The organism is Phytopseudomonas straminea, assembly GCF_900112645.1.
In the GTDB taxonomy this organism is placed as follows: Bacteria; Pseudomonadota; Gammaproteobacteria; order Pseudomonadales; family Pseudomonadaceae; genus Aquipseudomonas; species Aquipseudomonas straminea.
In genome coordinates, this window is sequence record NZ_FOMO01000006.1 from 98,566 (window position 1) to 112,392 (window position 13,827).

15 protein-coding genes are annotated in these 13,827 nt (G+C 63.8%); 4 read left to right on the plus strand and 11 right to left on the minus strand.

Annotation, left to right across the window (positions count from 1 at the left end):
- Positions 1–157 precede the first annotated feature (157 nt).
- A complete protein-coding gene (locus BM279_RS15885) occupies positions 158–877 on the plus strand; it encodes a response regulator (RefSeq protein ID WP_093505570.1) in 720 nt (239 codons plus the stop codon).
- Positions 874–1,941 carry an ATP-binding protein gene (locus tag BM279_RS15890; RefSeq protein WP_093505298.1) on the plus strand — a complete coding sequence of 356 codons (1,068 nt, stop codon included), beginning with the start codon at positions 874–876 and terminating at the stop codon, positions 1,939–1,941. The genes BM279_RS15885 and BM279_RS15890 overlap by 4 nt, the downstream gene beginning before the upstream one ends.
- Here BM279_RS15890 and BM279_RS15895 read toward each other — a convergent pair.
- Complete coding sequence (locus BM279_RS15895; protein ID WP_093505300.1) at positions 1,938–3,158, minus strand: cyclic di-GMP phosphodiesterase; 1,221 nt, start codon at positions 3,156–3,158, stop codon at positions 1,938–1,940. The genes BM279_RS15890 and BM279_RS15895 overlap by 4 nt on opposite strands.
- 135 nt (positions 3,159–3,293) lie before the next feature.
- On the opposite strand from BM279_RS15895, the gene BM279_RS15900 reads away from it, so the two are divergent.
- Positions 3,294–3,518, plus strand: a complete 225-nt coding sequence (locus tag BM279_RS15900) for a hypothetical protein (protein WP_093505302.1) — start codon at positions 3,294–3,296, stop codon at positions 3,516–3,518.
- Positions 3,519–3,780: 262 nt separating this feature from the next.
- Here the strand turns inward: BM279_RS15900 and amn are convergent, their stop codons facing one another.
- Together amn and BM279_RS15910 are read right to left on the minus strand one after the other, a co-directional pair.
- Positions 3,781–5,256: an AMP nucleosidase gene (gene amn, locus BM279_RS15905; protein ID WP_093505305.1), complete on the minus strand. Its 1,476-nt coding sequence runs from the start codon at positions 5,254–5,256 to the stop codon at positions 3,781–3,783.
- A 71-nt stretch (positions 5,257–5,327) separates the two neighbouring features.
- Complete coding sequence (locus tag BM279_RS15910; protein ID WP_093505307.1) at positions 5,328–6,668, minus strand: aminotransferase-like domain-containing protein; 1,341 nt, start codon at positions 6,666–6,668, stop codon at positions 5,328–5,330.
- Between the two features lie 82 nt (positions 6,669–6,750).
- On the opposite strand from BM279_RS15910, the gene BM279_RS15915 reads away from it, so the two are divergent.
- On the plus strand, positions 6,751–7,701 hold the full coding sequence (locus BM279_RS15915) for a threonine dehydratase (RefSeq protein ID WP_093505309.1): 951 nt from the start codon (positions 6,751–6,753) through the stop codon (positions 7,699–7,701).
- A 13-nt stretch (positions 7,702–7,714) separates the two neighbouring features.
- On the opposite strand, the gene BM279_RS15920 is transcribed toward BM279_RS15915, so the two are convergent.
- From BM279_RS15920 to petA, 8 genes are all read right to left on the minus strand, one after another.
- Entirely contained in the window at positions 7,715–8,614 is a 900-nt protein-coding gene (locus BM279_RS15920; protein WP_093505311.1) for a hypothetical protein, read from the minus strand.
- A 149-nt stretch (positions 8,615–8,763) separates the two neighbouring features.
- Positions 8,764–8,961 (minus strand): CsbD family protein, encoded by a 198-nt coding sequence (locus BM279_RS15925; protein WP_093505313.1) that lies wholly within the window; start codon positions 8,959–8,961, stop codon positions 8,764–8,766.
- A gap of 53 nt (positions 8,962–9,014) precedes the next feature.
- Positions 9,015–9,380, minus strand: a complete 366-nt coding sequence (locus tag BM279_RS15930) for a BON domain-containing protein (protein WP_075931644.1) — start codon at positions 9,378–9,380, stop codon at positions 9,015–9,017.
- A gap of 296 nt (positions 9,381–9,676) precedes the next feature.
- Positions 9,677–10,090, minus strand: coding sequence for a ClpXP protease specificity-enhancing factor (locus tag BM279_RS15935; RefSeq protein WP_093505315.1), 414 nt, complete (start codon positions 10,088–10,090; stop codon positions 9,677–9,679).
- Between the two features lie 48 nt (positions 10,091–10,138).
- The gene (locus BM279_RS15940) at positions 10,139–10,756 is read right to left on the minus strand and encodes a glutathione S-transferase N-terminal domain-containing protein (RefSeq protein WP_093505317.1); all 618 of its coding nucleotides are present in this window, start codon (positions 10,754–10,756) and stop codon (positions 10,139–10,141) included.
- Between the two features lie 263 nt (positions 10,757–11,019).
- Positions 11,020–11,802: a cytochrome c1 gene (locus BM279_RS15945; RefSeq protein WP_093505319.1), complete on the minus strand. Its 783-nt coding sequence runs from the start codon at positions 11,800–11,802 to the stop codon at positions 11,020–11,022.
- Complete coding sequence (locus tag BM279_RS15950) at positions 11,802–13,028, minus strand: cytochrome b (protein WP_013789892.1); 1,227 nt, start codon at positions 13,026–13,028, stop codon at positions 11,802–11,804. The genes BM279_RS15945 and BM279_RS15950 overlap by 1 nt, the downstream gene beginning before the upstream one ends.
- Positions 13,028–13,621 (minus strand): ubiquinol-cytochrome c reductase iron-sulfur subunit, encoded by a 594-nt coding sequence (petA, locus tag BM279_RS15955; RefSeq protein ID WP_093505321.1) that lies wholly within the window; start codon positions 13,619–13,621, stop codon positions 13,028–13,030. The genes BM279_RS15950 and petA overlap by 1 nt, the downstream gene beginning before the upstream one ends.
- Positions 13,622–13,827 lie beyond the last annotated feature (206 nt).

The window sequence follows — 13,827 nt, forward strand, 5'->3', positions numbered from 1 at the left end:
CCGCCCTCTTCGACTTCCCATAACCTCACCAACCTCGCAGATGTTTCGTTGCCTGCGCACCTGGCGCAGCATCAGGAGGCGAGTGTCGGTGCAAACAATCGGGATTGATTCGAGCTTTTGTGGAGATAATGTGGAGGCAGACGAAAAGGTGAAATTCATGACATTGCCGCCCACATCCAGCCAGGATGCGCTGATCCTGATTGCCGAGGACGAGAGCGAGATCGCCGAGATCCTCGCCGCCTACCTGCAGCGCGGTGGTTTGCGCACCGTGCACGCCCGCGACGGCCAGGAGGCACTGCTCCATCACCAGACGCTCAAGCCCGACCTGGTACTGCTCGATGTACAGATGCCGCGTCTGGATGGCTGGCAGGTGCTGGCCGAGATCCGTCACCGTGGCGACACGCCGGTGATCATGCTCACCGCGCTGGATCAGGACATCGACAAGCTGATGGGCCTGCGCATCGGCGCCGACGACTACGTGGTCAAACCCTTCAACCCGGCCGAGGTGGTGGCCCGGGTCAGCGCCGTACTGCGTCGCGCCAAGACCGGTGGTGCGGCCGGCAGCCGACTGCTGCGCGTCGGCCAGTTCCAGGTCGACCTGGATAACCACGAGGCCACGGTCAACTGCGACGACCGACAACACGCCCTCGACCTGACCCTTACCGAATTCAAGATCTTGGTCACCCTGATGCGCACGCCCAAGCGGGTATTCAGCCGCGCCGAACTGCTGGTCGGCTGCCTCCCCGAAGGCGACACCCAGGAACGCACCGTGGACAGCCACATCAGCAAGCTGCGCCGCAAACTGGAAAACCTCGGTATCCAAGGCACGCCGGTGAGCGTGCGTGGCGTCGGCTACCGCTTCGGGAGTGGCACATGAGCGGCGCGGTGAGTCTGCGCCGGCAGATCCTGCTGTCACTGAGCATCATGGCGTTGGGCGTGATCCTGCTGTCCATCGTCGGCAGCTACGCGTTCTACGCCATCGCTTCGACCCTGGCGCCCGGCAGCATCTCGGAAACCTGGGTGCCCTCGGGCATCGAAATGCTGTGGATGGCCGGCACCATACTGGTGGCGCTGTGCATCGCCGGCTACGTAGGCGTGCGCCTGTCCCGGCGCATTCTTACCCCGCTCAACTCGGTGGCCCACAGCCTGCGGGAGATCGCTCAGGGCAACCTGCAGGCCCGCGCCGCACCGGATGACCGGGCGCTGGGCGAAGCCGGGCAACTGGTGCGCGACTTCAACGCCATGGCCGAGCGCCTGCAGAGCGTGACCCGCGAACAGCAGTTCTGGAACGCCGCGGTGGCCCACGAATTGCGCACCCCGGTAACCATCCTGCGCGGGCGCCTGCAAGGCCTCGCCGAAGGCGTATTCACGCCCAGCACGGAAACTTTCGAAGGGCTGCTGCGCCAGGTCGAAGGGCTTGGCCGGCTGATCGAAGACCTGCGCGTGCTGAGCCTGGGCGACAGCGACCACCTGCAACTGGACCAGGCCAACACCTGCCCCGCCGAAGGTATCGCGGCCACCGTGCAGGCTTTCGCTGGTCGTTTACAGGCCCGCGGCTTCGAGCTGCAGTTGCAGCTCGATGAGCAGACGTGTGTGGTCTGCGACGAATTTCGCCTGCGTCAGGCGCTGATCGCCCTGCTGGAAAATACCCTGGCCCATGCCGACGCAGGCCCATTGCGAATCGAAGCCGGTGTGGTGAATGACAGCTACCAGCTGAGCATCACGGACAGCGGCCCGGGCATCGACACCGAACTGGCCAGCCAAGTGTTCGAGGCGTTTCGCCGTGGCGATCCGTCGCGTTCGCGAAACAGCGGCGGCAGCGGCCTGGGCCTGGCGGTGGTCCGGGCTATCGCTCAGGCCCATGGTGGACAGGCGCGCTGCGAACGGGCGGGAGGCGGAACGCGGTTTGTCGTGCAATTGCCGTTAGCTCACGAGCGCTAACGCCAGAAGTCGTCGAGATTGCTGAATCCCCACTCGGCTGGATCTTCACGGCTGACGATGCGGTCGTTGGCGCCAGACCTCGACAGATCGACCTCCTGCTGGGTAATCGCCACCTTGCTCTTCGCCGAGAAGAACACCCGCACAACAGGCGTGGTCAGCTTGCCGGGCAGCAAGTCGACCACCACACCAAGTCGCCCGGACTCCAGGCGCACCAGCGAGCCCAGCGGATAGATGCCGACCGTGCGCACCAGAGCATGGAACACATGGGTATCGAAATGACCGGTCCACTGTGCCATCCGAGCCAGCGACTCGGCCGGGTTCCAGGCGTGCTTGTAAGGCCGGTTGGAGGTAATGGCGTCGTACACATCGCAGACCGCGCCCATGCGCGCCAGCAGGCTGATCGCCTCACCAGCCAGACGGCCGGGATAACCGCTGCCGTCATATTTCTCGTGGTGCCGCAGGCAAACGTCCAGCGCCGACTCGGGCAGCGAACCGGCCGCCTGCAGCATGGCGTGGCCGCGCTCCGGATGGCTGCGCATGATGGCGAACTCGACCTCCGTCAGGCTGCCGGGCTTGTTGAGTACTTCCAGCGGCATGGCCATCTTGCCGACATCGTGCAGCAGTCCGGCGAGACCGGCTTCCCGGGCACGCGCCTCGTCCAGACCCAGTTGCCGGGCCAGCGACAGCATCAGCGCACACACGGCCACCGAGTGCATGTAAGTGTATTCATCCTTGCTCTTCAGGCGCGCCAGGCCGAGCAACGCCGAACTGTTGCGCGCCAGCGACTCGCCGATATCAGCGACCAGCGGCAGGCAGCTTTCGACATTGATGGCATTGCCCAGGCGCGCCTCCTGGAACAGCTCGGTGACGGCTTTCTTGGAACGATTGATCAGCTTGGCGGCGCGTTGCAGTTCGTCACGCACACTGCAGCTGGGCACGGTCGCAGGTGGCGAGACAGCTGGGGCGATGATCTCGGCGGGTACGACAATTTGAGCGGCCGAAGGCGCAGGCGCCTGAGCGGCCTGGACGGCGACATCCAGCCCCTTGCTGGTGTCGATCCACACACCGAGCACACCGCTCTGGCGCACTCGGGCCAGGTCTTCGGCATCCTCGATGACGAAACGACTTTTCCAGAATGGATGCGACAGCCAGTTGCCATCGAAGCCCTGGATGAACATGCCGATACGCACGGCCTGGGTGGGGATTTTTTTCAGCATGGGCGCCTCGATAGAACTCAGCGAACGCGTTGATGCCTGCTCACTAATCTAGCGCGTTTCAAGGCGATAAGGTGGCTGGCGCCGTCACCAATTACGGGTTAGTTTGACGCCCCTTTTCCCGGACGATGTGCTGCCATGCTGCCACGCAAGCTTCACCGCCTGACCATCCTCGGCCTGGTGTTTTTCATCCTCGGTCTGATCGGCGTCGTGTACGCCCTGTACCAGATATACACCGGCCCGCGCCCGGCCAACCCGGACCTGACCCGCAGCCTGGTGATCGCTGCCGGCATGCAGTTGACCGGCTACGTACTGCTCAACCGCAACCGCTGGAAAATGATGACAGGTAAGAACGGCAAATAAACGTCGCGCCGGATTGCCCGGCGCGGCTCTCTCTTCGAGCCTGTTCACGATCTTTGTGCGCATGAAACGGCAGCTGCAGCTACAAAGCAGAAGCGGTCGGTGAGCATGTAGGAGGGGCTTTAGCCCCGAGCTTTACTAGGCTGCAAAAAGCTCGGGGCTAAAGCCCCTCCCACCAGATAGCGAAAGGCCGCTCCCACCACTTAGCTACCAAAATCGACGAACCTGGCTGAAACATCATGAGCAGGTTCTTAGCGCAATGACCTCAGCGGAACGGCGGCTCGTCGAAGCTGCGCAGCTTGCGCGAGTGCAGCGAGTTGAGCTGGCCGCGCAAAAGATCCAGCGCGGCAATGCCGATATGCAAGTGCTGAGTCACCGCCCGCTCGTAGAACGCACCGGCCGCGCCCGGCAGCTTGATCTCGCTGTGCAGCGGTTTGTCAGACACGCACAGCAAGGTGCCGTACGGCACGCGCAGGCGATAGCCTTGGGCGGCGATGGTGCCGCTTTCCATATCCACCGCCACGGCCCGCGACAGGTTGATCAGCGGCCGTTCCTGGGCCCAACGCAGCTCCCAGTTGCGGTCGTCGTAGGTCAGCACGGTGCCGGTACGCAGGCGACGTTTTAGATCATCCCCACGCTCGCCGGTGACCTGGGCGGCGGCATCCTGCAGCGCCTGCTGCACCTCGGCCAGGGCCGGCAGCGGAATGTGCGGCGGTAGCACGCGATCAAGAATGCCGTCGCGGCGCATGTAGGCGTGCGCCAGCACGTAGTCGCCGATGGTTTGCGACTGCCGCAGGCCGCCGCAGTGGCCGATCATCAGCCAGCAGTGCGGGCGCAGCACGGCCAGGTGGTCGGTGATGTTCTTGGCGTTGGACGGGCCGACGCCGATGTTGACCAGGGTGATGCCGTCGCCATCGGTGGCCTGCAGGTGGTAAGCCGGCATCTGGTAACGGTGCCAGACCACGCTCTCGATAATTGCCTGCATCTCGCCTTCGGCCATGCCGCGTTCGACCACCACGTTGCCCGGCAGCACCATGCGGGTGAAGCGCGAGTCGCACTGCAGCATGTCCAGGCCATGGCGGATGAACTGATCGACGTAGCGGTGGTAGTTGGTCAGCAGGATCCATGGCTGCACATGGCGCCAGTCACTGCCGGTGTAGTGCTGGATGCGCTTGAGCGAGAAGTCGGTGCGCGCCGCGTCGAACAGCGCCAGGGGCAGCGGGTCGATGTTCTCCCAGTCGTATAGGCCGTCGGCGGTGCCATCGGTGGCGGCGGAGAGGTCGGTGCTGGGGAACACTCGCGCCAGCTCGGCGGCGGTCACGCCACTGCCGGCCAACTCGTCACCGCCCTCGACCACGTAAGGGTAAGGAATGTATTGCTCGCTGACCCCGACTTCTACGGTCAGGGTGAAGTCGGCCATCAGCGGCTGCAGCTGCTCGAGCAGGTACTTACGAAACGCCGCCGGATGGGTGATGGTCACGCTGTAGGTGCCGGGCACCTGTACCTTGGCGTAGGCGCGCACGGTGGTCGGCACTTCGCCCTGGCAATCGTAAGTCAGGCGCAGCTCGGGATAGCGGAACAGCTCCTGCTCGTCGGCATCGGGCCGCACGCGATCCTTGAGGTAGCGCTTGAGTGCCTGGCTCAGGCCTTCGGTGGCGCGCTGGTGCAGCGCGGCCAGGCGGTCAACGGCTTCTTCGGCAGTGTTGACGACGATAAAAGCGCCGTCTGTAGGAAGGGACATGCACGGTTCCTTATCGTGAATTGCACGGATCATAGCTGACACGTATTACCGTCAGGGTGCAAGGGGCGCGCTCATAACGACCAGGCTTCGGCAATGCGTTCCAGCGCGTGCTTGAGTTCGGCGCGGCTGCGCGCGGCGGCCAGGCTGATACGAATCGCGCTGGCCTGGGCCGGGCCGACGGCGAACACGTCCGCCGGCACCACTTCCACGCCTGCAGCCCGGCAGGCCGCCACCAGCGCGCCGCTGTCCGGCGACTGCAGCCACAGGTGCGGCGCCACCTCACGTCCCGGCGGCATACGCGAGCCCAATACGCGGCTCGCCAGGCGCCAGCGCTGCTGCAGTTCTTCGCGTTGCCAGGCCAGTTTGCGGGCGGCGGTGCCACTCTCGATCCATTCGCAGGCCAGTGCCAGACACAACGGCGACACCGCCCAGCTGGTCGCGTGGCCTTGCGGGTCGATGCGTTTGAGCAGCGCCTGGGACCCGTGCATGAAGCCCAGGCGCAGGCCCGGCGCCACGGTCTTCGACAGGCTGCTGACCAGCAGACTGCGCGCTGGCACCGCCGCGGCCAATGGCGCCTGGCTGCCAAGGGCGCCATAGATGTCATCCTCGATCAGCCACAGGCCATGGCGCTCCACCAGCTCGGCGATGCGCTGGCGCCGCTCGCCATCCATGCTGCTGCCGGTAGGGTTCTGCAGACACGGCGTGAGCACCAGCACCCGCGCGCCGGTGGCGCGTATCTGACGGTCGAGGTCCTGAGGAAGAATGCCGCGCTCGTCCATGGCCACGCCGTGCAGCGGCAGCCGCAACTGGCGGGCAGCGGCCTTGATGCCAGGCGCGGTGAAGGCTTCGGCGAGCACCGGGTCACCCGCCTCACACAGCGCCAGCAGCGCCGCCGACACGCCCTGCTGGGCACCCGCGCACAGCGCCACCTGAGACGGCGGTGTATGCACGCCGCGCTGCTGCAGCCACAGGCTGACGGCCACCCGCCCGCGCTGCTCGAGCTCGGCCGGCGCGTAGGCCTGCAGGGCATCCAGGCGCCCTTCGGCGATCATCCGCTGCAGGGTATGCGACAGGTCATCGCTGCCGCCATCGTGTACCGGCACGTTGGTCGACAGGTCAATGCCATCGACCGGCAGCCGTGGCTGCTTGAGGTGAAACAGGCTGGCTTCGTGGCTATCGGCCAACACGTAGGTACCGCGGCCGACCTCCCCGGACACCAGATGACGACGCGCCGCCTCGCGGTACGCCTGCATCACCGTGCTCGGGTTGATGCCCAGCGTCCAGGCCAGTCGCCGCTGGGGCGGCAGCCGTTCGCCGGGCTTGAGTTCACCCTTGCCGATGGCCACGGAGATCGCTTCGACCAGCGCCAGGTAAGTGGGCAGCGTGCTGCCCTGAAGGTCAGGTAACCACATTGCTTGCCATGCAATATAAAGATTTACCCATACAATGCCCGAGCCGTAGCATCTGGTCAAAGCCCGCCCGGAGCACTACCCGATGTTCGACCTCGCCGCCCTGCGCCAAGCCGTTACCCTGATCCGTCCAAGCATTCCGGCGACGCCGCAGTTCGCCTGGCCGCTGCTGGCCGAGCGCCTGGGTTGCGAAGTGTGGGTCAAGCACGAGAACCATACGCCGACCGGCGCCTTCAAGGTGCGCGGCGGGCTGGTCTATGTGGACCAGCTGTTGCGCCGCGAGCCGGGCATCAGTGGGCTGATCTCAGCGACCCGCGGCAATCACGGGCAAAGCATGGCGCTGGCCGCCCGCAAGGCCGGGTTGCCGATCGTCATCGTGGTACCGAAGGGCAATGCCCGGGAAAAGAACGCCGCCATGGCGGCTCTGGGTGCCGAAGTGATCGAGCACGGTTGCGACTTCGACGCTGCCCGCGCCAGGGCGGCCGAGCTGGCAGTGCAACGTGGCCTGCACTTCGTGCCCTCACTGCATCCGGATCTGATCCGCGGCGTGGCCACCTATGCGCTGGAGCTGTTCGAGGCCGCGCCGCCGCTCAAGCGCATCTATGTGCCCATCGGCCTGGGCTCAGGCATCTGCGGGGTAATCCGTACCCGCGACCTGCTCGGCCTGGATACCGAGGTGATCGGTGTGGTCAGCGCCGCCGCCGATGGTTATGCGCAGAGCTTCGCCGCCGGGCGGATCATCTGCACCGACAGCGCCGACACCATCGCCGACGGCATGGCCTGCCGCATGCCGCAGCCCGCAGCGCTGGAGATCATTCGCGCCGGCGCGGCGCGCATCGTGCGGGTCGACGACGACGAGATCCGCCAGGCCATGCGCATCTACCACGAAGACACCCACAACCTGGCCGAAGGCGCCGGCGCGGCAGCCCTGGCGGCATTGATTCAGGAGCGAGAGATAAACCGTGGCGAGCGCGCCGCCGTGGTGCTAAGCGGCGCCAACGTCGACCGCGCGGCGCTGGCGGCGATCCTCGCCTGAGGGCCCGAGCCGGCTAAACGCTGATCGACAGCGTCGCGCCGACCGAAACGGACAGGGACAAACCGCCGCCAGCCATTTCGCCTGCGGCTTTCTCGACCTCGGCGAGCTGCTTGTCGATGCCGTCGATGAGTTTCTTGTTCTCTTCGTCCGGCTTGCCGCTGATCTGCGAGCGCACCATGGCCAGCAGCTGCTTGAGCTGGGCGGCGACCTTCTTCAGTTCTTCGGCGTCGGCACGGCGCTGACGCTCGTTGCGCTCCTGGCGGGCTTGGCTGATCGCGGCCTGGGCCTGCTCTTCGGCATCCTGCTCCGGTTCGTCTTCCTGCTCGGCCTCTTCACCGGCCGCCAATTCGGCCGTCTCGGCATTCACCTCGGAGCTTTCAGCTACTGCCTCAGGCTCGACCACCACCTCGGCAGTCGGCTCTGCCTCGCTCACCGCCTCGGCCGTGACCGTCTCCTGCGCCGCCGTACTTTCGCCCTCGCCGGCCTTGGCGCCCATACCGACCGATGAGGCTGTGCCACCAGAGGGTTCCTTGAGCACCGCTGCAGCCTGCCCCAGTTCCTGTGCCAGTTGCTTGATCTGCCGCAGCGCGCCTTTGGCAGCAGAGGGCCCGAGCGCCACGACCAGCTGCTTGAGCATTTCAATACGGCGCTTGATGTCTTCCAGGCGCTGGCGCGCGGCATCCTTGCGAGACTCGTCCTGCCTGGCCTGCATCTCGCGCAGCTTGCCAAAGGCATCGCGCATGCTCTTCGCACGCTTCTGGGCGTATTCGCTGAGGGTGACGGTTACCGAGGGCTGCTGCTCCGGCTCGCTGGCCGCCTTCCCGGCTTCGCCTTTGCCTGGCTTCGCAGTGGTTGCAGCTGTGGTTCTAACCGGTGGCGCGGAGCTTGCGCCCGAGGGGGTGATGGCCGACATGCTACGTCCTGTGCCTGGCGAATGTGCACAGAGTATCGGCTCGCCAGACGACATCTTGAAGCCCTGCTGCCGAGCGGCAGGCAGAAAGCACGAAGCCCCGGCATGGGCCGGGGCTTCGCGTATCACGCTGGTAGCTACCAGCAGCGAGGTCAGTACTTGCTACGAAAATCGCGCAGTTCTTCCTCGGCCTTTTCCTTGGTCCAGCCATAGCGCTCCTGCAGTTTACCCGCCAGGTATTCACTATGGCCCTCGGCGACATCCACGTCGTCGTTGGTGAGCTTGCCCCAGCGCGCCTTCATATCGCCACTGAGTTGCTTCCACTTACCTTTGATGATGTCGGAATTCATGATGCATTCTCCAAGGAAGGAGGCAGGCCGCGGTGGCCTGCCCTGGCCCATGATCAGTCGGCAGCTTTCAGGCCGTCAGCGGAAACCGCTTGAACGCCTTTGATTTCCTTGGCTTTGGCAACAGCCAGGTCACGCTCGGCTTCGGTTTTCACTACGCCGGACAGGGAAACCACGCCTTTGTTGGTCTCGACCTTGATGTCCAGAGCGCTGAGGCCGTCGTCAGCCAGGAAGGACGATTTGACCTTGCTGGTGATCCAGGTGTCGGAAACGGCTTCTTCAGCCTTGTCCATGGTGTTGGCAGCCAGCATGGTCGGCTGGGTGCTGTTGTAGGTATCGGCGAAAGCGGTACCCGCCACGGACAAGCTCAGGGCGGTCGCAGTGATAGCGGCAAAAGCGAACTTATTGATTGGCTGTTTCATGGGCAACACTCCTGTTTCATTCAAGTTCGCCACATCCAACTTCAGGGCTGTGGCTTCCCCTTGAATATCGCAAGCGCTGTGCCAGGTTTTGGAATGATAAATAATCCTTAAAAAACAACAACTTATACAGATAAAAAGATAATGATTGCCGTGCAAACTGCAAGTTCAAGCGTAACGGCTCAGGCAGATTGCACGAAGTGACTTAATGCCATCATGCAAGCAGCGCATCCAAACTCTAGAAACGAAAAATGCCGGTCACGAGACCGGCATTTCGGGGCCACTGGCGAACCGGCCGCCTATTTGACGACCTTCAGGCTGGGGCGCCCACTCGGCCGCGGCGGTTCGTCGTCGGGCGGCGTCTGCTCATTCTCGACCTCTTCGACGTCGTTCTGCACGGGGGGCGGCTCATGATCGAACACCATGCCCTGGCCATTTTCCCGGGCATAGATCGCCAGTACAGCGGGCGACGGTACGAACAGGCTGTGGGCGACGCCGCCAAAGCGGCCTTCGAAACTGACCGCATCGTTATCGAGGGACAATTCACGCACCGCAGTGGGCGATACGTTGAGCACGATCTGCCCATCGCTGACGAACTTGCTCGGCACTTGAACGCCAGGATATTCGGCGTTTACCAGCAGATGGGGTGTGCAATCGTTGTCGACGATCCACTGGTACAGCGCGCGAATCAGATAAGGACGACTGGAGTTCATCAAACCTCCTGAACGTGGCGCGCAACGGCGGCGCACCGGAAAAATGGATCAGCGCATGGCTCGTTCGACGGACGACAGGCTCTGGCGAAAACTTTCGCGCGCGAACTGCCGGTCCATGTAATCGAGCAGCGGTTTGGCCGGCCTTGGCAGTTCGATCCCCAGCAGCGGCAGGCGCCAGAGGATCGGCAACAGGCAGCAGTCTACCAAGCTCAGCTCGTCGCTGAGAAAAAATGGTTTCTCAGCAAACAGCGGCGACACCCCCGTGAGGCTTTCGCGCAATTCCTTGCGCGCCTGCACCCGGGCCGGCTCCTTGCTGCGCGGGTCGAGAATCAGGTCGACCAGCGAGCACCAGTCGCGCTGGATGCGGTGCATCAGCAGGCGGGTGTTGCCGCGCGCTACCGGATACACCGGCATCAGAGGCGGATGGGGGTAGCGCTCCTCCAGGTACTCCATGATCACCGTTGGCTCGTAGAGCGCCAGGTCACGGTCGACCAGGGTCGGCAAGGTGCCGTAGGGGTTGGCTTCCAGCAGCTTGTTGGGGAAGCGGCCCTGCTCCACATCGATGATTTCCACAACGACGCTCTTTTCGGCGAGCACGATGCGGACGCGGTGAGAGTAGTGGTCGGCAGCGTCGGAATAACAGGCCAACCGGTTGGTCGCAGCCAAGGCGATCCTCCAGATTCGTGAAACGTGAACGCACCGGGAAGCGCTATTGTTAGCGACGGTTCCCGGCAGTCCCTGAGATGAGTGTTCAGGGCATAAAAAAGCCCGCGGGATACGCGGGCTGAGCATGATACCGGACGAACAGTTTAAAAACGTAGGCGAGGCAGCCAGCGCGAGGCAAAAACAGGCGAAAAAGCGGAGTGTACGAGTAGTACATGAGCATTTTTCGCCTGTTTTTAACGCTGCGATGGCAACGCAGGTAGTTTTTAATGCACATCCTTCCAGTATTCGCGCTTGAGCAGGTACGCAAAGACGAAGAAGAACGCCAGGTAGATCAGCACGTAGGTACCGATGCGCTGCATGTGCAGCTTGTTCGGGTCCGCCGAGTAGGCCAGGAAGGTCACCAGGTTGCGCACCTTGTCATCGAACGCCTGTGGGCTGAGCTGGCCGCTGTTGGGCTCGAGCACCAGCTGGTCGCAAGCTTCGTGGGTCAGCGGCGTACCGGTCAGCGGGTCGTACTGCTTCTTGCCGCCATCGACCACCTGCACCTGCTTGCAACCCATGTACTGACGACCCTGCAGGCGGCCCAGCACGTTGGGCATGCCGACGTTGGGGAACACCAGGTTGTTGGCGCCCAGGGGCCGCGCCGGGTCGTCGTAGAAAGTGCGCAGGTAGGTGTACAGCCAGTCGTTGCCACGCACCCGGGCGACCAGGGTCAGGTCCGGTGGCGCGGCGCCGAACCAGCGCTTGGCGTCCTCGGGCTTCATGCCGATGTTCATGTGATCGCCGATCTTGGCGTCGGTGAACACCAGGTTCGCCATCATCTGTTCCTCGGATACGCCGATGTCCGCGGCGACGCGCTCATAGCGCTGGAACTTGGCGCTGTGGCAGCCCATGCAGTAGTTGGCGAAGGTGCGCGCGCCGTCCTGCAGCGCGGCCTTGTCGGTCAGGTCGATATCGGCCTTGTCCAGGGCAACGCCGTGGCCACCGGCGGCCAGGGCGAAGGCAGGCAACAGCGCGACCACACATGCAGCGAATAGCTTTCTCATCAGCCTGTCACCCTTTCAGGAACGGGTTTGGTCTTTTCCATCCTGGTGTAGAAAGGCATCAGGATGAAGTACGCGAAATACAGCGCCGTGCACAGTTGCGACAGCAGCGTACGGCCCGGAGTGGGCGGCAGTACGCCGAGCACGCCGAGGATGACGAAGGACACGCAGAACACCAGCAGCCACAGCTTGCTCAGCCAGCCTTTGTAGCGCATCGAGCGCACCGGGCTGCGGTCCAGCCAAGGCAGCACGAACAGCACGGCGATGGCGGCGCCCATGGCGATCACGCCCATCAGCTTGTCGGGGATGGCGCGCAAGATCGCGTAGAACGGCGTGAAGTACCATACCGGTGCGATGTGCTCGGGGGTCTTGAACGGGTTGGCCTGCTCGAAGTTGGGCTTCTCGAGGAAGTAGCCGCCCATCTCCGGGAAGAAGAACACCACGAAGCAGAACACGAACAGGAACACCACTACGCCGACGATATCCTTGACCGTGTAGTAAGGGTGGAAGGGAATGCCGTCGAGGGGAATGCCGTTCTCGTCCTTGTACTTCTTGATGTCGATGCCGTCCGGGTTGTTCGAGCCGACCTCGTGCAGCGCCAGGATGTGCAGCACCACTAGGCCGAGGATGACGATCGGCAGCGCCACCACGTGCAAGGCGAAGAAGCGGTTGAGGGTGATGCCGGAGATCAGGTAGTCGCCGCGAATCCACTCGGTCAGCGCATCGCCGATATAGGGAATGGCGCCGAACAGCGAGATGATCACCTGGGCGCCCCAATAGGACATCTGTCCCCACGGCAACAGATAGCCCATGAAGGCTTCGGCCATCAGCATCAGGTAGATCAGCATGCCGAAGATCCACACCAGCTCGCGGGGCTTCTGGTACGAGCCATAGAGCAGGCCGCGGAACATGTGCAGGTAGACGACGATGAAGAACGCCGAAGCGCCGGTCGAGTGCATGTAGCGCAGGATCGCGCCGTGGGGCGTATCGCCGGTGCGCACATCGCGCATCAGCCCTTCGACCGAGGCGAAGGCACCTTCGGCAGTCGGGTTGTAGCTCATGGTCAGCCACACGCCGGTGAGCAGCTGGTTGACCAGCACCAGCAGGGCCAGGGAGCCGAAGAAGTACAGGAAGTTGAAGTTCTTCGGCGCGTAGTACTTGGCGAGGTGGTCGTTCCACATCTTGGTGGCGGGAAAGCGCGCGTCCACCCAGTCCATGAATTTGCTCATCATGCTTGCTCCTGATCCACGCCGATGATGATCACCTCAGCCGACTCGTAGCGGTGCGGCGGCACCGGCAGATTCAGCGGCGCCGGCTGCGACTTGTACACGCGCCCGGCAAGGTCGTAGCGCGAGCCGTGGCAGGGGCAGAAGTAGCCGCCTACCCAGTTCTCGCCAAGATCCGTCGGAGCCACCTCGGGGCGGAACGACGGCGAGCAACCCAGGTGCGTGCACAGCCCGACCAGGAGGAGGATTTCCGGCTTGATCGAGCGCGTTTTCGGGTCGACGTAACCCGGCTGCACCGAGTGCTGGGAGTCGGCATCAGCCAGCTGCCCTTCGATCTTCGTGAGGTTCGCGAGGATCGTTTCGGTACGCCGCATGATGAACACTGGCTGGCCCCGCCATTCGGCCACCATCTGCTGGCCCGGCTCGATCTTGGCGACGTTCACCTTGACCGGCGCGCCGGCGGCCTTGGCCTTGGCACTCGGGTACCACGACCCTACAAACGGAACTGCAGCCCCCACCGCCCCGGCGGCCCCAACCACCGAAGTGGCTGCCACCAGAAAGCGACGCCGGCCCGCATTCACGCCGTCATTGCTCATTCAGTCGTCTCCCATCGGCTTTCCGGCCTGTTGTGCAGGCCTCTAATTAGTACGTGTTGGTCAGCGCGCAGCAGCGGCCGGCGCAGGCGCGGCGCCTACCCTGCTCGTTCGGCCGGAGGCGCATCCATTCGACGTTCATCGGCGACTTTAATCCATTGCCCCGGCCATACGGCCCAGCCGTTTGATCGGCGGCATGCACAGGAAGA